21 protein-coding genes are annotated in these 21,557 nt (G+C 27.6%); 14 read left to right on the top strand and 7 right to left on the bottom strand.

The genetic code is table 11. The annotated features are described in order from the left end of the window. Positions 1-816: a TSCPD domain-containing protein gene (locus ACTTAX_RS03150; protein ID WP_440692776.1), complete on the bottom strand. Its 816-nt coding sequence runs from the start codon at positions 814-816 to the stop codon at positions 1-3. Positions 817-930: 114 nt separating this feature from the next. Here ACTTAX_RS03150 and ACTTAX_RS03145 point away from each other — a divergent pair, with 114 nt between their 5' ends. Together ACTTAX_RS03145 and ACTTAX_RS03140 are read left to right on the top strand one after the other, a co-directional pair. Beyond that, a complete protein-coding gene (locus tag ACTTAX_RS03145) occupies positions 931-1,290 on the top strand; it encodes an NADH-ubiquinone oxidoreductase subunit NDUFA12 family protein (RefSeq protein ID WP_440692774.1) in 360 nt (119 codons plus the stop codon). Continuing rightward, on the top strand, positions 1,253-1,654 hold the full coding sequence (locus ACTTAX_RS03140; protein WP_440692772.1) for a DUF2155 domain-containing protein: 402 nt from the start codon (positions 1,253-1,255) through the stop codon (positions 1,652-1,654). The genes ACTTAX_RS03145 and ACTTAX_RS03140 overlap by 38 nt, the downstream gene beginning before the upstream one ends. On the opposite strand, the gene accC is transcribed toward ACTTAX_RS03140, so the two are convergent. From accC to aroQ, 3 genes are read right to left on the bottom strand one after another with little or no spacing between them, the layout of a single operon-like run. Next, positions 1,651-2,988, bottom strand: a complete 1,338-nt coding sequence (accC, locus tag ACTTAX_RS03135) for an acetyl-CoA carboxylase biotin carboxylase subunit (RefSeq protein WP_440692771.1) — start codon at positions 2,986-2,988, stop codon at positions 1,651-1,653. The two genes, ACTTAX_RS03140 and accC, sit on opposite strands and share 4 nt — an antisense overlap. Before the next feature lie 3 nt (positions 2,989-2,991). After that, entirely contained in the window at positions 2,992-3,426 is a 435-nt protein-coding gene (locus ACTTAX_RS03130; protein WP_440692769.1) for an acetyl-CoA carboxylase biotin carboxyl carrier protein, read from the bottom strand. Continuing rightward, positions 3,423-3,863 carry a type II 3-dehydroquinate dehydratase gene (gene aroQ, locus ACTTAX_RS03125; protein ID WP_440648989.1) on the bottom strand — a complete coding sequence of 147 codons (441 nt, stop codon included), beginning with the start codon at positions 3,861-3,863 and terminating at the stop codon, positions 3,423-3,425. Before aroQ ends, ACTTAX_RS03130 begins: the two co-directional genes overlap by 4 nt. A 16-nt stretch (positions 3,864-3,879) precedes the next feature. On the opposite strand from aroQ, the gene thiS reads away from it, so the two are divergent. Both thiS and ACTTAX_RS03115 read left to right on the top strand, forming a co-directional pair. Beyond that, complete coding sequence (gene thiS, locus ACTTAX_RS03120) at positions 3,880-4,089, top strand: sulfur carrier protein ThiS (RefSeq protein WP_440648991.1); 210 nt, start codon at positions 3,880-3,882, stop codon at positions 4,087-4,089. 1 nt (position 4,090) lies between these two features. Next, complete coding sequence (locus ACTTAX_RS03115; RefSeq protein ID WP_440692767.1) at positions 4,091-4,864, top strand: thiazole synthase; 774 nt, start codon at positions 4,091-4,093, stop codon at positions 4,862-4,864. Here ACTTAX_RS03115 and ACTTAX_RS03110 read toward each other — a convergent pair. Beyond that, positions 4,857-6,665 (bottom strand): Rne/Rng family ribonuclease, encoded by a 1,809-nt coding sequence (locus tag ACTTAX_RS03110; RefSeq protein ID WP_440692766.1) that lies wholly within the window; start codon positions 6,663-6,665, stop codon positions 4,857-4,859. The two genes, ACTTAX_RS03115 and ACTTAX_RS03110, sit on opposite strands and share 8 nt — an antisense overlap. Positions 6,666-6,764: 99 nt before the next feature. Between ACTTAX_RS03110 and ACTTAX_RS03105 the strand changes: the two genes are divergently transcribed. From ACTTAX_RS03105 to ACTTAX_RS03095, 3 genes are read left to right on the top strand one after another with little or no spacing between them, the layout of a single operon-like run. Continuing rightward, positions 6,765-9,101 (top strand): penicillin-binding protein 1A, encoded by a 2,337-nt coding sequence (locus ACTTAX_RS03105; RefSeq protein ID WP_440692764.1) that lies wholly within the window; start codon positions 6,765-6,767, stop codon positions 9,099-9,101. A gap of 3 nt (positions 9,102-9,104) precedes the next feature. Continuing rightward, positions 9,105-10,196 (top strand): peptide chain release factor 2, encoded by a 1,092-nt coding sequence (gene prfB / locus ACTTAX_RS03100; protein WP_440693749.1) that lies wholly within the window; start codon positions 9,105-9,107, stop codon positions 10,194-10,196. Further along, positions 10,193-12,829, top strand: a complete 2,637-nt coding sequence (locus ACTTAX_RS03095) for a hypothetical protein (RefSeq protein ID WP_440692762.1) — start codon at positions 10,193-10,195, stop codon at positions 12,827-12,829. Before prfB ends, ACTTAX_RS03095 begins: the two co-directional genes overlap by 4 nt. On the opposite strand, the gene tyrS is transcribed toward ACTTAX_RS03095, so the two are convergent. Further along, a complete protein-coding gene (gene tyrS, locus ACTTAX_RS03090; protein WP_440692760.1) occupies positions 12,826-14,055 on the bottom strand; it encodes a tyrosine--tRNA ligase in 1,230 nt (409 codons plus the stop codon). The two genes, ACTTAX_RS03095 and tyrS, sit on opposite strands and share 4 nt — an antisense overlap. A 45-nt stretch (positions 14,056-14,100) precedes the next feature. Here tyrS and ACTTAX_RS03085 point away from each other — a divergent pair, with 45 nt between their 5' ends. After that, a complete protein-coding gene (locus tag ACTTAX_RS03085) occupies positions 14,101-15,246 on the top strand; it encodes an anhydro-N-acetylmuramic acid kinase (protein WP_440692758.1) in 1,146 nt (381 codons plus the stop codon). On the opposite strand, the gene ACTTAX_RS03080 is transcribed toward ACTTAX_RS03085, so the two are convergent. Further along, a complete protein-coding gene (locus ACTTAX_RS03080) occupies positions 15,243-15,887 on the bottom strand; it encodes an alpha/beta hydrolase (RefSeq protein WP_440619478.1) in 645 nt (214 codons plus the stop codon). The genes ACTTAX_RS03085 and ACTTAX_RS03080 overlap by 4 nt on opposite strands. A 148-nt stretch (positions 15,888-16,035) precedes the next feature. On the opposite strand from ACTTAX_RS03080, the gene ACTTAX_RS03075 reads away from it, so the two are divergent. Genes ACTTAX_RS03075 through sufU form a run of 6 tightly spaced genes read left to right on the top strand, consistent with a single transcriptional unit; the run spans position 16,036 to position 21,556 of the window. Beyond that, entirely contained in the window at positions 16,036-16,461 is a 426-nt protein-coding gene (locus ACTTAX_RS03075) for an Rrf2 family transcriptional regulator (RefSeq protein WP_440692756.1), read from the top strand. Between the two features lies 1 nt (position 16,462). After that, a complete protein-coding gene (gene sufB / locus ACTTAX_RS03070) occupies positions 16,463-17,905 on the top strand; it encodes a Fe-S cluster assembly protein SufB (RefSeq protein WP_262589522.1) in 1,443 nt (480 codons plus the stop codon). Then, complete coding sequence (gene sufC / locus ACTTAX_RS03065) at positions 17,906-18,640, top strand: Fe-S cluster assembly ATPase SufC (protein WP_440692754.1); 735 nt, start codon at positions 17,906-17,908, stop codon at positions 18,638-18,640. Further along, on the top strand, positions 18,640-19,878 hold the full coding sequence (gene sufD, locus ACTTAX_RS03060) for a Fe-S cluster assembly protein SufD (RefSeq protein ID WP_440692752.1): 1,239 nt from the start codon (positions 18,640-18,642) through the stop codon (positions 19,876-19,878). Before sufC ends, sufD begins: the two co-directional genes overlap by 1 nt. Beyond that, a complete protein-coding gene (locus tag ACTTAX_RS03055; RefSeq protein ID WP_262589518.1) occupies positions 19,875-21,095 on the top strand; it encodes an aminotransferase class V-fold PLP-dependent enzyme in 1,221 nt (406 codons plus the stop codon). The genes sufD and ACTTAX_RS03055 overlap by 4 nt, the downstream gene beginning before the upstream one ends. After that, the gene (gene sufU / locus ACTTAX_RS03050; protein ID WP_440647787.1) at positions 21,092-21,556 is read left to right on the top strand and encodes a Fe-S cluster assembly sulfur transfer protein SufU; all 465 of its coding nucleotides are present in this window, start codon (positions 21,092-21,094) and stop codon (positions 21,554-21,556) included. Before ACTTAX_RS03055 ends, sufU begins: the two co-directional genes overlap by 4 nt. Position 21,557 lies beyond the last annotated feature (1 nt).

Below are 21,557 nucleotides of genomic sequence, written 5' to 3'. Positions count from 1 at the left end.
TTATTTTTTACCTTTAAGACTTATTTTAACATCAGATAAATCAACTAGATTTTTTTTATAGTTATTTCTTACAAATCCTTTGCTAGTAATATCTTTTACAATTTTTAATAATTGATTTTGATCTTCATTTTCTTGATAATTCGTATCGTTTCCACCAATTGCAGGAGTATGTGCAAGATCTTCTCTATTTTGGTAAGATATAGCTAACTCTCTAAAAATATAATCTAAAATAGAGGTGGCGCTCAATATTCTATCATTTCCATGTACTTTACCTGATGGTTCAAATTTTGTTCCCACGAATGCACTTATAAATTCATCTAATGGTACTCCGTATTGAAGGCCTAAAGATACTGCTATTGCAAAGTTATTCATCAATGCCTTAACTAGTTCTCCTTCTTTACTTGTGTCGATAAATATTTCTCCAATTTTTCCATCTTCATATTCACCTGTATGAAGATAAACTTTATGATCTCCAATTGTAGCTTTTTGAATATAGCCTTTTCGTCTGTCAGGCATACTAAATCTTTTTCCACCTTTTTCTGAGGAATTGTTTAAGTTTTGAACGACGGTTTCTTTACTTATAGAATTTTCACTTGCACTTTTTGAAACTATTTCAATTTTTTTATTTTCAACTACTTTTTTGTTATTTGGATCTAGACTTTTAGTTTTTCTATTGTCTAATTTGACATCTAAAACTTCGAATTTACCATCGTCTCTTTTTTCTAGATTTTTAAGCTCTGTTTCATTTATGTCGTCTAAGTAATGATTCACCTTAAAGGTACAAGTGTAATAAGTTTCTACAAGATATTTTGCCATTTCACCTCAGTTTAAAATTAGTTTGAAAATAGATTCTTTTAATTTATATACTTATTCAAATTTTAGTCTAATTTAATTTTTACAATTTTTAATTGAAATAAAAAATAAAATAACATGTTGACACTTTTTAAAAAAATTTTCACTTGGTGGAATCAAGATACTTTTGGAACAAGATTAAAAACAATTTTTTTTGGAAAACTTGCTGGTACAGATCAGTTTGGAAACAAATATTATGAAGATAAAAAAGGAAAAAGATGGGTAGTATATTCTGATGTTATTGATGCATCAAAAATTCCAGTTGAGTGGTACTCATGGATGCATTTTACACCTAACAAAATAGAAAAAAAACATGAGCTAGAAAAATATGAATGGCAAAAACCTCATCAATCCAATTTAACTGGTACTGAAGAAGCATATTATCCAAATAAAAATAAAGATGGTGTTGAAAAAAAATATACTAGTTGGAAAGAATAGTTTTTTTCTCTATTTACTAATCTTCTTTTTTCTATTTACATCTATTTCACATTCTAAAAGTCAACTTGAAGGTTCTTTTACTGAAATTAAAATTTTAGATAAAATTAGTTCTAAAAATAGTTCATTAAAACTTAAAAATGGTCAATTGCTAAAATTTAAAGACTTATCAATTCAAAGTTTGAAATGTAAAAATTCTGAATTTGATGATAATCCAGAAATTACTGCTTACATCCAAGTCAGAGATTTATCAAATCAAAGCAATGATGAAGTTTTTGTTTTTAATGGATGGATGTTTTCATCAAGCCCTTCAATAACTCCTTTTGACCATCCAATTTATGATGTGTGGCTAGTAAAATGTTATTAAACTATAGTATCTTTATCTAGCCAGCTTACATTAAAATCTGAATTGATAAATTTTTTATGATTTAACAATTTTTTGTGAAGTGGAATAGTAGTTGTAATTCCTTCTATAACAAATTCATCTAAAGATCGGTTCATTCTTTGAATGGCCTCAGTTCTATTTCGTCCATGACAAATCAACTTACAAACCATACTGTCATAATATGGTGTAACTTTATAACCTTGAAATATAGCACCATCTACCCTAGTTCTAAATCCAGATGGTTGGTGGCACATCCTTATAACTCCTGGAGATGGTTGAAAATTTTTACTAGCATCTTCAGCATTTATTCTGCATTCAATAGCATGACCTCTAGGATTAATATCATTTTGCTTTAATGCTGTTTCTTCAGAAAATGCTATCCATATTTGTTCTTTAATAATATCTACTCCTGTTACCATTTCTGTAACAGGGTGTTCTACTTGAACTCTTGTATTCATTTCTAGAAAATAAAACTTTCCATCTTCGTAGATAAACTCAACTGTACCAGCGCCCATGTACCCAATTTTAGAGACCATTTTTACAGTTTTCTCAAAAAGATCTTTTCTAATTTCATCATTCAAAACAGGACTAGGAGTTTCCTCAATAAGTTTTTGATGTCTTCTTTGAACAGAGCAATCCCTTTCATGTAAATGCACAACTCTATTTTTTCCTGCAAGAATTTGCACTTCTATATGTCTTGGATTTTGAAAGAATTTCTCAATATATACTTCATCGTTTCCAAAGTATTTTTGTGCCTCTGATTTAGCTGTGGAAAACAAAGTTTCAAATTCTTCCTCTTTATGTACTATTTTCATACCTTTTCCACCACCTCCACCTGAGGCTTTAATTAGAACAGGAAAACCAATTTTTTTACAAAGATCTTTTGCTTCATTAATATCCCTAACACCACCTTCAGATCCTTCAATAACAGGTAAACCATTTTCTTTAGCTATTTTTTTAGCTTGAATTTTATCTCCCATCATCTCGATATGTTTAGAAGATGCACCAATAAATTTAATTTTATTTTCTTCCAAAATTTTAGCAAAGTTAGCATTTTCTGATAAGAATCCATATCCTGGATGAACAGCGTCTGCATTAGTCAGTTCTATTGCAGACATTAAGGCAGGAATATTTAAATAACTATTTGCTGGCTGGTGAGAACCGATGCAGACACTCTCATCTGCCATTCTCACATGCATGCTTTCTCTATCAACATCTGAATGGACTGCAACAGTTGCAATACCCCATTCTTTACATGCTCTTATAATTCTAACTGCAATTTCCCCACGGTTTGCAATTAAAATTTTTTTAAACATTATTTATTCTAAGATAATAATTGTTTGACCAAACTCAACTGGCTGGCCATCATCAACACAAATTTCTTTTACAACACCATCATGGGTAGAAGGCACATGGTTCATTGTCTTCATTGCTTCAACAATCATTATTGTTTCACCCTTTTTAATTTTTTTACCAACCTCTACAAATTTTTTTGCTCCAGGTTCCGGCGCATGATAAGCAGTTCCTATTATTGGAGAAGTAATTTCTGTTCCTGATTTAACGCTTTCAGCAGATTGGGAAGCAGCAGTTAAATTTGTATTGTTTACAGATGCTGGAATTGTTTGGTTGCTAATTGATACGTTATTTTTTGAAACTTTAACTTTAGTATCTTTTTCAGTAATCTCTATTTCAGTTAAATTAAACTCATCTAAATAATTACTAAGTTCTTTGATTATGTTTTTATCTATTTTCATTTTTGTAAAAGCTTTTGTAATGAAATTATGGCCAAAATATATCCCTCAGTGCCTAATCCAAAAATCCCACCTGTTGCAACTCCACTAATAAGTGATTTATGTCTAAATTCTTCTCTTTTATATATGTTTGATATATGCATTTCAATTATTGGTTTCTTGAACAATTCAAGAGCATCTCTTATTGCAACTGAAGTATGTGTAAATGCAGCAGCATTTATAATCATTCCATCATAAGTTTTACGTGCATCTTGAATTGTATTTACTAAATCTCCCTCCAAATTTGATTGGATAAATTCACAGTCAAGCCCAATTTCTTTTGATTTTTTTAAACAATTTTCTTTAAGTTGTTCATAGTTACCTGATCCATATTGTGATTGTTCTCTTTCACCTAATAGATTAAGATTTGGACCGTTAATAATAATTATTTTATTATTCATTCAGCTTTTATATACGATGAAAAAAATAAAAATCAAAGTAAATGGTAAAAACAGATCAATTTCTGAAACATATAAACTTTCAGATTTAATAAAACACCTTAAAATTCCTATGAAAAAAGTAGCAATTGAACTTAATGAAGAAATAATAGATAAAAAAAATGTTAACAAAATTAAATTAAATCAAAACGACAAAATTGAGATTGTTCATTTTATAGGAGGAGGGTAGCATGAAAAAAGATAATCTCATTATTGCTAAAAAAAAATTTAAATCTAGATTAATTGTTGGTACTGGAAAGTATAAAACGATGTCTGAATGTGCCAAATCTATCAAATTATCAGGAGCAGAGATTGTTACTGTTGCAGTTAGAAGAGTAAATATTTCTGATAAAAACAAACCCTTGTTAATGGATTACATAGATCCAAAAAAGATTACTTATTTACCTAATACAGCGGGTTGTTTTAATTCTAAAGAAGCTCTTAGAACTTTGAGGTTAGCAAGAGAAATAGGTGGGTGGAAATTAGTTAAATTAGAAGTTTTAGGAGATAAGGAAAATTTATTTCCAGATATGATTGAAACTTTAGAGTCTACTGAAGTTCTTACCAAAGAAGGATTTAAAGTTATGGTTTATTGTAACGATGATCCATTAATGGCAAAAAGATTAGAAAATGTTGGAGCTGCTGCGATAATGCCACTAGCAGCACCAATTGGATCAGGTTTAGGAATACAAAATAAAATTAATATTCAAATAATCAGGAAGCAAACAAAGCTTCCATTAATAATTGATGCAGGTCTCGGACAAGCTTCAGATGCTACAATTGCAATGGAGCTGGGTTGTGATGGAGTTTTGGTAAACACTGCAATTGCAAAAGCAAAAAAACCATTTGATATGGCTCTTGCATTTAAAAATGCTGTTATTGCTGGAAGACAATCATACAACTCAGGAAGAATAGATAAAACCTTGATGGGAAATCCTTCCTCTCCTCTTAAGGGTATTATTTAGACTTTTTAAAAAATTTTTTTTTTTTATAATTTTTTTTAATTTTCTTAACTTCTTTTTTTTGAGAAATCTTATCTTCTTTATTTTGGGTTTCTAAGTTTTTTAATTTTTCATAATACTCAACAAGTTCAATAGTTTTTTTGGATTTGTTCTGAATGTTGATAATATACTCAGGAATTATCAGAGTATTGTCACTGATTATATCAATTGTCATTTTATTCTTTTTTTCAAAGTAAGTTAAATCATTAACAAAATTTTCTTTCAGAAAATCTGAAATTTTTTCACAGACTTTTACTTCAACAAATTTTGCTTTATTAGTTACAGCCTTTAATTCAACAATTTTTAATAATTTTTGAGCAAAAGACTCTTCTGTTAAAGTTACCTTCCATTTAACAGCACTTTCTCTCAATCTTTGCCTAGACATTTCTAAAAGTCCGAAATTACTTATTCTTCCTATTTGAATTCTTGCTCTATCAGATCTACATTTTTCCTTAAGCTTTCTTTCTACTAAACGTCGGTTGCCAAAACTTAGCATATCGATGAAGTCTATAATTATTAATCCTGATAAATCTCTTATTTTTATCTGTCTCGCAATTTCTTCTGCTGCTTCAATATTTGTATCTAAGGCTGTGCTCTCAACATTTTTACCTTTAATGGAACTACCAGAGTTAATATCTATTGATACAAGCGCTTCGGTAGGATTAATAACTAAATATCCTCCCGATTTGAGTTTAATTTCTGAGTCAAAAATTTGATTTAATTTTTGTTCAATATTTTCCTCAATAAATAGTGGTGTTCTTCCTCTATATTTTTTAACTTTTTTTACACTCGATGGCATCATTGTTTTCATAAAAGATTGGGCTTTTTTATAACCTTCATTTCCTTCAACAATAATTTGGTTAGTACTATCATCGTACATATCTCTTAAAGTTCTTTTAATTATTTCGCTTTCTTGATGAATTAAAGAGGGAGCTATAGAATTAATTGCATTATCTTTTATCTGTCCCCAAGTATTAATAAGAGTTGTTAAGTCACTATTGATTTCATTTTTTGTTTTGTTGCTTCCTGCTGTTCTTACAATTAAACCCATCTCTTTAGGAATTTCAATTTCATTTAAAATAGTTCTAATTTTTTTTCTATCTGCAGGATTAAATATTTTTCTAGAAATTCCACCACCTTTAGGTGTGTTTGGCATTAACACTATATATTTTCCTGCAATTGAAATAAAAGTGCTTAGTGCAGCACCTTTTTGACCTCTCTCATCTTTGATGACTTGGACAAGAATTACTTGATTAGGTTTGATTACTTCTTGAATTTTGTATCTTTTAAATTTGAATCTTTTTTCAGGTTTTTTTTCATTCTTTTCCTCCGCATCTGAATTTTCTTTTGTATCTACTTCTTCTTTATCAGATTCTAAATCTTCAACTTTTTCCTCTATTGGATCATCTATTTCAAGTTTGCCCTCAGCAATATTTTCTTCTTCTTTTGCTTCAACTTGTTTTGAAAGTTCTTCTCTTGCTTTTTCTTCCTCTTCTTTTATTTTTTCTAGGTCCGCTTTTGGTATTTGATAGTAATCTGACTGAATATCGTTAAATGATAAAAATCCATGTCTTTCTCTTCCAAAGTCAACAAAGGCTGCCTGAAGCGAAGGTTCAATCCTGCTTACCTTACCTAAATATATATTATTTTTTATTAAATTGTTTTTTAAACCTTCGTACTCGTAGTCTTCAATATTTTCACCTGATTTAAGAACAACTCTAGTTTCATTTGGATGCGATGCATCGATATATAAATTTTTTTCCATAATATGTTGATTGTTAAGTTCATTAATTTTTTTTGTAATAAATTTTGTTTATCTCTGATGCCTTATCTTTAACAAATTCCAAGATATAATGGAAATAAAATGAGTAAATTATTCAAAAATATTTTGTTATTTTCCTCCACTATTTTAATATTATTGGGTATTTTGATATTTAGTATTTTATGGAAATACTCCAACGATATTCCAGATTATAAATTTCTTAAGAGTTATAAGCCACCAGTTTCAAGTAAAGTTTATTCAAGAAATGGAGAATTGGTTGCAGATTTTTCAAAAGAAAAAAGAGTTTTTGTTCCTTACAATGCTATACCAAAAAATGTAATTAACTCATTTTTATCCGCAGAAGATAAAAATTTTTTCTCTCATCCTGGTGTAGATGCGAAAGGTGTTCTAAGAGCTATTATCAACAATATTTCAAATATAATGGCCTCTAAAAGACTAGAAGGTGCCTCAACTATTACTCAACAAGTAGCAAAAAATTTTTTACTAACAAATGAAGTAAGTCTAAATAGAAAGATAAAAGAGGCAATTTTAGCTTTTAGGATTGAAAGAGCATTATCTAAAGAAAGGATATTAGAACTTTATTTAAATCAAATCTATCTTGGTAGTGGAGCCTATGGTGTAGCCGCTGCAAGTATGGAATATTTTGATAAATCTATAAGAGAACTTAATTATTCAGAAGCTGCATTGTTAGCTGCTTTGCCTAAAGCGCCTAGTAAATACAATCCTTATAAAGATAAAGATTTAGCAAAATTTAGAAGAAATTTAGTTTTAAAAAATTTATATGAAAATAATTATATTACATCTGAGTGGTTAGAAAAATTAAGTAATCAAGAAATTAAATTAAAGAAAAAACAAAAAATATACTTAGAAGATGCGCAATATTATATTGAAGATGTTAGAAAAAATGTCGTAGAAAGTTTGACCTATGACAAAGTTTACAAACAAGGTCTAAATATCAATACTCCAATAGATTTAAATTTACAAAAAATAGCAAATAATTCTTTAAGATCTGGATTAATTTCTTATGATCAGAGAAAAGGTTGGAGGGGAGCGCTAATCAACAAACCTTACAATTCGAACTGGTACAAGGATTTAGATAAATACAAACTTGAAAAATCAATTAATTGGAAATTAGCAATTGTAAAAAAATTAAATAAATTTTCAGCAATTGTAGAAACGATTGATAAAAATGATGGTGTTATTGAATATAAAGATATTTCTTGGACAAAAAAAGAGTTTAACCAATTATTAAAAATTGGAGACATAATTTATGTGAAAAAAATAAAAGATAAAAAATATAGTTTACAACAATTGCCAAAAATAAATGGAGGAATTGTTGTAATGGATCCCTATACGGGAAGAGTTTTGGCACTTAATGGTGGTTTTAGTTTTAAAAAAAGTGAGTTTAATCGCGCAACACAAGCAAAAAGACAGCCAGGTTCTGCATTTAAACCATTCGTTTATGCTATCGCCTTAGAAAACAATTATACTCCTACATCATTAGTTTTAGATGCACCTTTAGTATTAGATCAAGGGGATGATTTAAGGTTGTGGAAACCAGAAAATTATGGAAAGAAATTTTATGGTCCATCCACTATCAGAACTGGATTGGAGAAATCAAGAAATCTAATGACAGTTAGAATAGCTCAAGATTTAGGGTTAGACAAAATTATCAACTATTCTAAAAAACTGTCAATTTACGAAAATCCTGAGGAACTATTGTCAATTTCCTTAGGTTCTGCTGAAACTACTTTGTTGCAGCTTACATCTGCTTATTCTGTTTTTGTTAATGGAGGAAAACTTGTTGAACCTGTTTTGATTGACAGGATTCAAGATAGTGAGGGAAATACTATTTATAATAATGATAAGAGATCTTGTGTAAATTGTGATGCAATATCCTATCTTAGTGATGATTATCCTGAGTTAAAAAATAAATTTACACAAATTTTTTCCGAAGAAACCGCATATCAAATGACGTCAATACTTGAAGGGGTGGTTCAAAGAGGAACCGCAAAAAAATTAAGAGATTTACAATTAAATATAGCAGGAAAGACTGGAACCACGAATAATAATACTGATACTTGGTTCATTGGTTTTACATCAAACTTGTTGGTAGGTGTTTATGTAGGAATGGATAGTCCAACACCACTTGGTAAATTTGAAACAGGATCAAAAACGGCCCTACCTATATTTAAAAATTTTATAAAAAATTCTGTTAAAAAGTCTGAGGCCAGACCATTTAAAGCTGCAAAAGATACGATTATGATGGTTGTGGATCCCTCAACAGGCCAAAAAGCTAAATTCACATCTAAAAATACAATAATTGAGGTTTTTAAAAAGAAAAATGTTGTAGATGGTAAAGTTCTTTATTCAAATTCTGATAGAATAGATATAAACAACATACTAAAGTTTTACTAATGGATAACAATTACCAAAATTACAAAGAAGAAATTAATAAAATTAATCAAAGAATTAAGGAGTATCTTTGAAAACAATAAAATTTACTCAAAACTTGAAAAATTAAATTCTCAAATGTTGGATGCCAATTTTTGGCAAGATAAAGATAATTCAAAAAAAGTTATAAAAGAGAAAAAACTCTACGAAGATTTAGTAAATTCTTTAAATCAGTCTATCCAAAAATTAAATGATTTTGATGATTTGTATGAGCTTGCTTTAGAGGAAAACAATCTAGCAGTTCAGGAAGAAACTTTACAAAATATTAAGGATTTAAAAAAAGAGGTAAAAAAAAATGAAATCAAATGTTTTTTATCAGACGAAGCAGATTCATTAGATTGTTATATTGAAATACATGCAGGCGCTGGAGGGACTGAAAGTCAAGATTGGGCAGATATGTTGAGAAGGATGTATTTGAAGTGGTCTGATAAAAAAAGTTTTACATCAAATTTAATTAGTGAGCATAAAGGAGATGAAGCTGGTATTAAATCAGCAACGATAAAAATTGAAGGTGATTATGTATTTGGTTGGTTGAAAAAAGAATCAGGCATTCATCGTTTGGTTAGAATTTCTCCATTTGACTCAGGAGCAAGAAGGCACACAAGTTTTGCAAGTGTCTGGATTTACCCAGTAGTGGATGAAAATATAAATATTGAGATTTTAGAAAAAGATTTGAGAATAGATACTTATAGATCAAGTGGTGCTGGTGGACAGCATGTAAATACAACTGATAGCGCTGTAAGAATTACTCACATTCCATCTAAAATAGTAGTCCAATGTCAAAATGAAAGATCGCAACATAAAAATAAAGAAACTTGTATGAATATGTTAAAAGCAAGATTGTATGATTTTGAAATTAAAAAAAGAGAAGAGGAGAATCAAAGTACAGAAAACAGTAAATCAGAAATTGGTTGGGGGCATCAAATAAGATCATATGTTTTGCAACCTTATAGATTGGTAAAAGATAACAGAACAAATTTTGAAAGCACAAGTCCAGATAAAATTCTTGATGGAGAATTAGATGATTTTTTAGAAAAATCTCTTTACAAAATTAAATGAAAATAAATATTTTAAAATACTTTTTATTATTACTAGGATTTTTAATATCACTAATATTTTATTTAAGCATTGTTGGAATAGAAACTGACAAATTTAATCAACAAATAAAAGATACAGTTGTTAAAAGTAATAATAATTTGGATGTATCTTTAAAAAAAGTAAAATTAATTCTTGATCCTTTTAAACTTAAAATAAATGCAAAAACTATTGGTGCAAACATCTATTATGCAAATAGACCACTTGAGCTTGAATACATAAAAACTCAAGTATCACTTGAATCTATTCTTAAAAATAAATTAGTTTCCTCTAATTTTGAGGTAGCAACAAAGTCAATATTATTAAATGATTTTGTAAAATTTATAAGAGCCACAAGTAACAAACCAGAATTATTAATTTTGGAAACTTTCATTAAAAAAGGACATGTAATTTTTGATTTAAATCTAAACTTAGATCAAAATGGAAAAATTAAAAATGATTACAAAATCAAAGGATTATTGAAAGATGGAAAATTTAAATTATTTAATGGATTAGATTTTAATAATATTAATTTTTTATTTAATATTGAAAAAGACAAATATTTATTTGAAGATATTAAATTTGCATCAGATCAAATTAATTTTTCCTCTAAATTATTAAAAGTTAACAAAAAAAATAATAATCACTACATAGAGGGTAAAATTCAAAATTCTGAGGCAGTTTTATCAAACTATTTAATTAATCTATTAAATTCAAATTTAAATAACTTTAATTTAAAAAATACCAAGTTTAGTTCTGAGAATATTTTCAATTTTGAAATAACAAATAAGTTTAAATTAAATAATTTAAGAATAGACTCTGATATAAGTTTAAAAAAAGTTATTTATAATAATAATCTAATTCCAAATTATTTTTCAAATCAAAATAGTGAAATCTTATTAGATAATCATAAATTAAAATTAATTTATGAAAATAAAGCTCTTTCAGCTAATGGTGTAGGCGAATTTAAGTTAGACAACAAAACAAATAAAATTGAATATACTTTTAAAAGAGATCAAAATGATATTGAATTTGAAACTAATTTAAATATTAAAAAAGGAACATTAAAAAATCAAAAAATTATCCAAGAATATTTTCCACTTATTAAGAATCAAATAAATATTGAAAATCATAAAATACAGTTAAAGTATAAAAATAAAGATTTTACCGTCAAAGGTGAAGGTAAAGTAAAACTTAATAAAGATTTTGATTATATTGAATATTTTTACAACAAAAATGATAAGGATTTTGAATTCATATCTGATATTAATTTAAAAAGTGTTGATTTAAAAAATCAAGAATTCTTAAAACAATTTTTCCCATCTACTAAAAAATTTCTCAACCTTCAAAATCATAAACTCAATATTAAATATAAAAATGGTTCATTAACTCTTTCAGGTAACGGAAATATAAAAATTGATAAAAACTATGATGAAATAAATTATTTTGTTCTTAATGATAAAGAAAAAACTAATTTTGATTTAAAATTAGTTTTAAATCAAACAGATTTTGAAATTAAAAATTTAAATTATAAAAAAAATATAAATGAAAAAACAAATTTAGCAGTCGCTGGAATATTAAGAAATTCAAAAAATTTAAATTTTGAAAATATAAACATCAAAGATAATGCAAATAAAATTAAGATTAATAATTTAATATTGGATAAAGATTATTTAATAGACAGGTTTGATAAAATTGATTTTGATTATATTGATACTGAAAATAAAGAAAATCAGTTTATTATTCAAAGACAAAATGAAAATCATTATAAATTAAATGGATTGTTCTTAAACGCTAATTCAATTGTAACAAATTTACTTGAGAGTAAAAAAGAAAAAGAAAATAAAATTTTTAAGAATAATTTTAAATTGAACTTAAATCTGAATGAAATTTATATAGATGAAATTAATTTTGTTAAAAATTTACAAGGATCAATTTTGATTAAAGATAACAAAGTTGTTGATGCAAATTTATCTGCAAATTTTGAAAATAATAAAAATATAATTTTTTCTATTGAAACAACTGACAATGGCGAAAAAATAACTAAACTTTATTCATCTAGAGCAAAACCATTGGTGAAAAGATATAAATTTATAAAAGGATTTGATGAAGGCAACTTGGATTTCATATCAACAAAAAAAAATGAAAAATCAGTATCAAATCTTAAAATTTATGACTTTAAGTTAAAAGAAGTACCAGCATTAACAAAAATTTTAACACTAGCTTCCCTACAAGGAATTGCTGATATTTTAACTGGAGAAGGAATAAGATTTGATGAGTTTGAGATGAAATTCAATAACCAGAAAAATCTAATGACAATAGATGAGCTCTATGCAATTGGCCCAGCTATTTCAATATTAATGAGTGGTTATGTAGAAGAAGAAAAATTGATAAGTCTAAGAGGGACTTTGGTACCAGCAACAACTATAAATAAAACAATAAGTAAAATTCCATTATTAGGTAAAATTTTAGTTGGTGATAAAACAGGAGAGGGTGTTTTTGGAGTAAGTTTTAAAATAAAAGGACCACCAAAAGATCTTGAAACATCAGTAAACCCAATAAAAACATTAACTCCAAGGTTTATAACTAGAACTCTTGAAAAAATTAAAAGAAACTAACTTAATTCAATTTTAATATGCCTTTTTTTACCTATAGAAAGCTTTATATAATTTTTTGAAAATAGCTGCTGATTAATAATAAATTTTTCATCTGAAACTACAGCATCATTAATCTTAATAGCTTTACCTTTAATTAATCTTCTTATCTCACTTTTTGAATTTTCTGCTTTAGATAAAATTATTAAATCAATTATATTGACATTATTTTCTAATTGTTTTGTTTCAATTTTAACACTTGGTAAGTTAGAGCCCAAAGAATTTCCAGAAAATGCTTCTTTTGCAGCTTGTGCAGAATTATGAGCAGCATCTTCTCCATGCAACATAGCTGTGGCTTTGTTTGCTAACAATATTTTTAACTCATTAATATTTTTTTCCTCTAAAGTATTGATTTCGCTTATATCAATATCAGTAAACATTTTTAAAAATTTAATTACATCCCGATCATCAACATTTCTCCAAAATTGCCAGTAGTCATAAGCTGATAAATATTTTTCGTCTAACCAAATAGCACCATTTTCAGTCTTTCCCATTTTTGCACCTGTGGCTAGAGTAATTAATGGTGTTGTTAATCCATATGTTTGGTTATTAGAATATCTCTTAATAAGTTCAACACCATTTACAATGTTTCCCCATTGATCAGAACCACCTATTTGTAGAACACAATTTTCTTTTTTATTTAATTCTAAAAAATCATAGGCTTGGAGTATCATGTAATTAAATTCCATATAACTAAGTGATTGTTCTCTTTCTAATCTTAGCTTTACACTATCAAATGTAAGCATTCTATTAATGGTAAAATGTTTTCCTATATCTCTTAGAAAAGAAATATAATTTAAATCTTTAAGCCAGGTATAATTATTGACATAAATAGGTGAAGTTTTTGGATCGTCACTGTCTAGAAATTTTTTTAAGATATTTTGAATATTTTTAATATTTTTTTCAATTTCATTTTCATCTAAAATTTTTCTTGTTTTATCTTTTCCTGAGGGATCACCTATTCTTGTTGTTCCACCTCCCAATAATACTATTGGCCGGTGACCATTTTTTTGTAACAATCTCAAACACATGATTTGCAACAAACTACCAACATGCAAACTTTCAGCGGTACAATCAAATCCTATATAAGCTTTAATTTTTTCTTTATCTAATAAATTAGATAAGTCAGCTTCACTAGTACATTGATAGAAATATCCTCTATCTTTAAATTCTTTTAAAAATTTATTCATAAGACTATAGTTACTATATACAAATTTTTTTTAAAAATAATATCAATGAAAAAAAAATTATTTTCAGCTATGGGCTTAATGAGTGGCACATCTATGGATGGAGTGGATGTTTCAATAATTAAATCTGACGGATATGATGAGGTAGAACTAATTTTTGATCAATACTTTGAGTACGATATTGATCTCTATAGGCAATTATCAACTTTAAGAGACAAAATTAAAAGTAGTGAAGATTTGACAAAATATTCTAAGGAATTGAGTGATTTGGAGAGAGCTTTAACTATTTTTCATGCTGAAAAGATCAGCAAAATAGCATTTAAAAATGGAATAGAAATTGATCTTATAGGTTTCCATGGTCAAACGATTTTTCATAACCCTCAAATTAAAATTACTAAACAACTAGGTGATGGCAATTTGTTATCTCAATTATTAAAAAAACAAGTAATTTACGATTTTAGACAAGCAGATATTGATAACAATGGCCAAGGAGCACCTCTAACACCAATTTACCACAGATTGTTAGTTAATAATTTTTTAAATAAAGAAAAAGATAATTCAGCTCAACCTATTTGCATTGTTAACATTGGAGGAATATCCAATGCTACAATAATAAATGATATTTCCAATAATATAGAAAATGATTTAATTGCTTATGATATTGGCCCAGGTAATTGTTTAATAGATGAATGGATCAGGAATAATTCAAATTTAACCTTTGATGAAGATGGTAAGATTGCAAAATCTGGAAAAATTGATCAATTAATTCTAAATCAAGCTATAGATAATTTCAAAATTGAGACCTATTCAAAATCACTTGATGTAAAAGAATTTGATATATCTTTTGCAAGAGGTTTATCTTTAGAAGACGGGTGTTCAACAATTACAGAATTTACAGCATATTTGATTGCAGAAGGAATCAAATTTTTAAATAAAAATAATTCTAACAAATATTTATTTTGTGGTGGAGGTCGAAAGAACAAATTTTTGATTGAATCAATTATTAGAAATTCAAATTTAAATAAGAATAATTTTGATGTGATAGATAATTTTCAACTGAATGGAGATTATATCGAGTCCCAAGCGTTTGCTTATTTAGCAATCAGATCTAAATTAAATTTACCAATTTCTTTTCCAAGTACGACAAGATGTAATGCCCCAGTCATTGGAGGCAAACTAGTAAATAATTATTAATATAAAGCTGTTTCTTTTTTTATATATTTATCCAAAGTTTTTGTTAAAGCGTCATCAGTTTTAGAAAAAAAATGATTTGCTTCTGTTATAGTTTGAAATTCAACTTTGATACCTTTTTGAGCGCTTAATCTTTTATCCAATTCAGTAATATATTCTACTGGCACCAACTCATCTTTTTTTCCATAAACAACCATCCCAGATGTTGGACATGGAGATAAAAAAGAAAAATCATAGACATTAGGTTGTGGAGATATGGCTATAAATCTATTTATTTCTGGTCTTCTCATAAGCAGCTGCATTGCAATCAAAGAACCAAAAGAAAATCCTGAAACCCAACATTGCGAATTATCAAAATTTTCTCTTTCCAACCAATCTAATGCTGCTGCAGCATCTGCCAGTTCACCTTGACCATTATCAAATTCTCCATCACTTTTTCCAACTCCTCTGAAGTTTACTCTGCAAACTGAAAAATCATTTTCCATGAATGTATGAAATGTATCTACAACTACTTTATTGTTCATGGTTCCCCCATACTGTGGATGAGGCTGTAGGACTAATGCAATAGGAGAAGTATTTTTTTTACTTTTATAATATTTAGCTTCTAATCTACCAGCAGGTCCAGGTATAAAAATTTCTAAAATTTTATTATCCATATATGCAATTGATTATTGTTCTCAAAAAAAATGTACGTTTATCACAACTGAGCGACAAAATGGTAGTCTTTTTTTACTTTATAAACTTGACCATTTTAGTCGGGTATGTATAAAAAACCACATTTTAAGGGTAAAAATGAAACTAACATCAAAAGGAAGATATGCCGTAATGGCATTAGTTGATCTCGCAAGGTTTGACAATATCAACCCTGTATCATTAAGAGATATTTCTTTAAGACAAGGAATATCATTAGATTTTTTAGAGCAAATATTTTCAAAACTTAAAAAAAATCAGATTGTGAAAAGTATTAGAGGTAATCAAGGAGGCTACATTTTATCAAAAGACCCAAGTGATATAAAACTAACAAATATTTTCAATGCAGTAGATGAGAAAGTTAAAACTGTTCAGTGTAAAAAAGAATCTAAAAAAGGTTGTAACGGTAAAGCTACGAAATGTATTACACACAATCTATGGGATGAACTTGAGGTTCATATTAATACTTTCTTTGAAAATAAAAGCTTAAACGACTTATTAAAAAATAATAAAGAGAACAGAGTATAGTATGGATAGTAGGCAGAAAGAAATAGATAGTTTGAAAGATTACAAATATGGTTTTTCAACAGATATAGAAAATACAAAAGCACCCAAGGGTTTAAATGAGGATGTAATAAAATTTATCTCCAATATTAAAAAAGAGCCTCAATGGATGTTAGATTTTAGATTAAAAGCTTTTGAAAGATTTAAACAATTAAAAGAGCCTGATTGGCAGAAACCGAAATATCCTAAAATAGATTATCAGGATCTTTACTACTACTCAGCTCCCAAAAGTATGAAAGATAAACCAAAAAGTTTAGATGATCTTGATCCTAAATTATTAGAGACATATAAAAAATTAGGAATTCCTCTTCAAGAGCAAGCAAGATTAAATGGTATTGCTGTGGATGCAGTTTTCGACTCTGTTTCTGTTGCAACTACTTTTAAAGAAGAACTTACCAAGCAAGGAATTATATTTTGTTCGATGTCTGAAGCTATTCAAAAGCATCCTGAATTAGTTAAAAAATATCTTGGATCAGTTATTCCTACAACTGATCATTTTTTTGCAACTCTTAATTCTGCAGTTTTTACTGACGGCTCATTTGTATACATTCCAGAAAATGTTAAATGTCCTATGGAATTGTCTACTTACTTTAGGATCAATGCATCAGAAACAGGGCAATTTGAAAGAACATTAATCATAGCTGATAAAGGAAGTTATGTAAGCTACCTAGAAGGATGTACAGCTCCAATGAGAGATGAAAATCAATTGCATGCAGCTAATGTTGAATTAATTGCTCTTGACGATGCAGAAATAAAATATTCAACAGTTCAAAATTGGTATCCAGGAGATAAGGATGGAAAAGGTGGAATATATAATTTTGTTACCAAAAGAGGATTATGCAAAGGTAAAAATTCTAAAATTTCTTGGACCCAAGTAGAAACTGGTTCAGCAATTACTTGGAAATATCCAAGTTGTATTTTGAAAGGTGATAATTCAGTAGGTGAGTTTTATTCTATAGCAATTACAAACAATCATCAAAAAGCTGACACTGGAACTAAAATGATACACTTAGGAAAAAACACAAAAAGTAAAATAATTTCAAAGGGAATTTCAGCAGGTAAATCAGATATGATGTACAGAGGATTAGTAGATATATCTTCAAAAGCTGATAATTCTAGAAACTTTACTCAATGTGACTCTTTATTAATGGGAAACAAATGTGGAGCTCACACAATTCCTTACATCAAGAACAAAAATCTTAAATCAAATATAGAACATGAAGCAACAACATCAAAAATAAGTGATGAACAGCTGTATTACTGCAATCAAAGAGGATTAAACCAAGAAGAGGCAGTTAGTTTAATTGTAAACGGTTTTTGTAAAGAAGTTCTGCAGCAGCTACCAATGGAATTTGCAGTAGAAGCACAAAAACTTGTAGGTATTAGTTTAGAAGGGAGTGTTGGATAGATGTTATCAATAGAAAATCTTAAAGCAAAGATTGATGAAAAAGAAATATTAAAAGGTTTAAATTTAGATATTAAACCAGGAGAAGTTCATGCAATTATGGGTCCAAATGGATCTGGAAAAAGCACATTATCAAATATTTTGTCAGGCAAAAAAGGTTACGAAATAAATGGTAAAGTTACATTTGATGGAGAAAACTTATTAGAATTAGAAACAGAAGAAAGAGCTCATAAAGGAATTTTTTTAGCGTTTCAATATCCAATGGAAATACCAGGTGTTAATACAAATACTTTTTTAAAAACTTCAATAAATGCAATTAAAAAAGCTAGAGGCGAAAAAGAACTAGATGCAATTGAGTTTTTAAAATTAATAAAAGAAAAATCTTCAGAGCTTAAATTTGATGAAAAAATTTTAAACCGACAACTTAATGTTGGATTTTCAGGTGGAGAAAAGAAAAAAAATGAAATTTTACAAATGTCTATCTTAAATCCAAAATTATCAATTCTAGATGAAACAGATTCAGGATTAGATATAGATGCTTTAAGGATAGTTTCAGAAGGAGTTAATTCACTAAGAAATAAAAACAATTCTTTTTTAATAATAACTCACTATCAAAGATTATTAGATTATATCAAACCTGATTTTGTTCATGTTCTTAAAAATGGACAAATTATAAAATCAGGTGATTTTGAATTAGCAAAAGAATTAGAAAAAGTAGGTTATGAGGATTTTAATTAATGCAAAATGAACTTAAATTAAATTTTGATAAAATTATTAGTTTAAATAATTTTTCTGATAGTCAGAAAAAAATTAAACAAGAAAATTTTAATAATTATTTTGAAAAAGGTTTACCAAATAAAAGAAATGAGGATTGGAAATTTTCAGATATAAATCAAATTATTTCAAAAAATTTTGACAATTTAAACTTTATTGTTGATCAAAAAAAAGTTTTTGAAGAAAAAGATTTTCCACTAGATTTTGAACATAATAAAATAAGTTTTGTTGATGGAAAATTATATGATTTTGATTTTAAACATGAAGACAAAGATAAAATCTTAGTTGATCAAAATTTAGATTTAGATGATACTATTTATCAAAATACTCTTTTAAATTTGAATTCAGCATTTCTTACTAGTGTTTCAAATATTACTATTAAAAAAGGTTATAATGTTAAAAAACCATTGATTTTATTTAATTATTTGAGTGATGGTTTAAAATCTTCTGCAATTAATTCTAGAGTAGATATTAATTTAGAAGATAACAGTTCATTATGTGTAGTTAATTTTTTAAATGAAAATTCTGAAAAAAATTTCATTAATTTTAGACAAAAAATTAATATTGGAGTGAATTCAATTTTAAAAAATTATAGTCTAGATTCAAATACTTCAGAAAATATAAAGTATTTCAACAAAGATATTAATTTATCTAAAAATAGTCATTTAGAATATTTTATCTTGTCAGAAGGTTCTAAATTTATAAAACAAGACATCAATTGCAGTTTAGATGATGAATATGGTTCTATTGCATTAAATGGAATTATCAATTTAGAAAATGAAAAGCATCATGAAATAAAAACTGTAATTAATCATAAAAAAGAAAATTGTAAAAGTTATCAATTAATTAAAAGTGTATTGAATGATAAATCAAAAGGTATTTATCAAGGTAAAATTTTTGTAAGTCCTGAAGCACAAAAAACAGATGGATACCAATTAAGTAGAGCTTTATTGTTAAATGAAAGTGTTGAATTTAATGCGAAACCAGAATTAGAAATATATGCGGACGATGTTAAATGTTCACATGGATCTACATCAGGAAATATTGATGAAAATTCAATTTTTTATTTAATGTCTAGAGGTCTCAGTTATTCAGAATCAAAAAAATTATTAACAAATGGTTTTCTTAACGAGGTAATTGAAAAAATTTCTAATGAAGATGTAAAAAAATTAGTTAAAAAATTATCAGGTATAAATGTATGAACATAGATCAAGTTAAAAAAGAATTTCCAATATTTGATGAGAAAATCCAAAATAATGATTTGGTTTATTTAGATAGTGCAAATTCATCACAAAAACCAAAAGTAGTGGTAGATAGAATTAATGAATTTTATACCAAACAATTTTCTAATGTTGGTAGAAGTGTTCACTATCTTGCGGTTGCTGCAACAAATTTATATGAAAATACTAGAACATCAGTTCAAAAATATATTAATGCTAAAGATAAAAATGAAATAGTATTTACTAAAGGTGCTACCGAAGCATTAAACCTTGTTGCTAATACATTGGGTCAAAATCATTTAAACGAAGGTGATGAAATATTAATTACCGAATTAGAACATCATTCAAATTATGTTCCTTGGCATTTTTTAAGAAAATCAAAAAATATAAAGATAAATTTTGCAGAAATAAATGAAGAAGGAGAAATTACACTAGAAGAAATTGAAAAGAAAATTACTCCTAATACAAAAGTTATTTCAATTACTCATTTATCAAATGTGACTGGAGCAATATTACCAGTAAAAGAAATTACTGATTTAGCACATTCAAAAGGAATAATAGTTGTCGTAGATGGTTGCCAAGGAGCTCCTCATTTGAAGCTAGATATGCAAGACTTAGATTGTGATTTTTATGCAATTTCTTGTCATAAAATGTACGGCCCTACAGGATTAGGGGTTCTTTATGGTAAGAAAAAGTGGTTGGATGAACTTCCTCCTTACCAAGGCGGTGGCGGAATGATTAGAGAGGTTAAAAAAGATAGAATTACCTATGGTGATTTACCTAATAAATATGAAGCTGGAACTATGGCTACAGCGCAAGTTATTGCTTTTGATCAATCAATTAAATTTCTGGAGAGCGTAGGTATTGAAAATGTTATGAAACATGAAGCAGAATTAGTTGAGTATGGCCAAGAATTATTAAAAAAAAATAATTCAGTAAAATTAATTGGAAACCCAAAAAATAAAGGTGGAGTTTTGTCTTTCACTTTAGAAGGTGTACATCCTCATGACATCGCAACAATTTTAGATGAAGACGGAGTTGCAATAAGAGCAGGTCATCATTGCTGTCAAATTTTACATGACAAACTTAATATACCAGCGAGCGCACGAGCTTCCGTTGGAATATATAATACTAAAGAAGATTTAGATAAACTTAATGATGCAATAAATAACTGCAAGAAGATATTTAACTTAAAATGAATTTAAAAGAATTATACCAAGAAATAATTTTAGAGCATGGAAAAAATCCAAGAAATCTTCGTAAGACAGAAGATTTTAATAAAGATGCCAAAGGCAACAATCCACTGTGTGGTGATAACGTTCATGTCTATTTAAAATTAAATGGTCAAAGAATTGTAGAAGATATTTCATTTGAAGGTAGTGGTTGTGCCATTTCTATGGCTTCTGCATCAATAATGACTGATTTAATTAAAGGCAAAAATGAAAATGAAGCAAAAGAGATTGTTGAAGATTTTTTGGGGATGATTAAAGAAAATCCTGAGCTTAAATCAGAAAATCTTGAAGAAGATGAAAAAACAAAACTAATGTGCTTATCTGGAGTAAAACAATATCCAATGAGAGTAAAGTGTGCCACACTATCTTGGCATACGCTAGTCTCAGCTTTTGATAATAAAACTGATGAGGTTAAAACAGAAAATTAAT

It is taken from the genome of Candidatus Pelagibacter sp. HIMB1695, assembly GCF_052047655.1.
GTDB lineage: Bacteria > Pseudomonadota > Alphaproteobacteria > Pelagibacterales > Pelagibacteraceae > Pelagibacter.
Note: the sequence above shows the minus strand (reverse complement) of the source record. Positions and strands in the feature narration are given on the sequence as shown.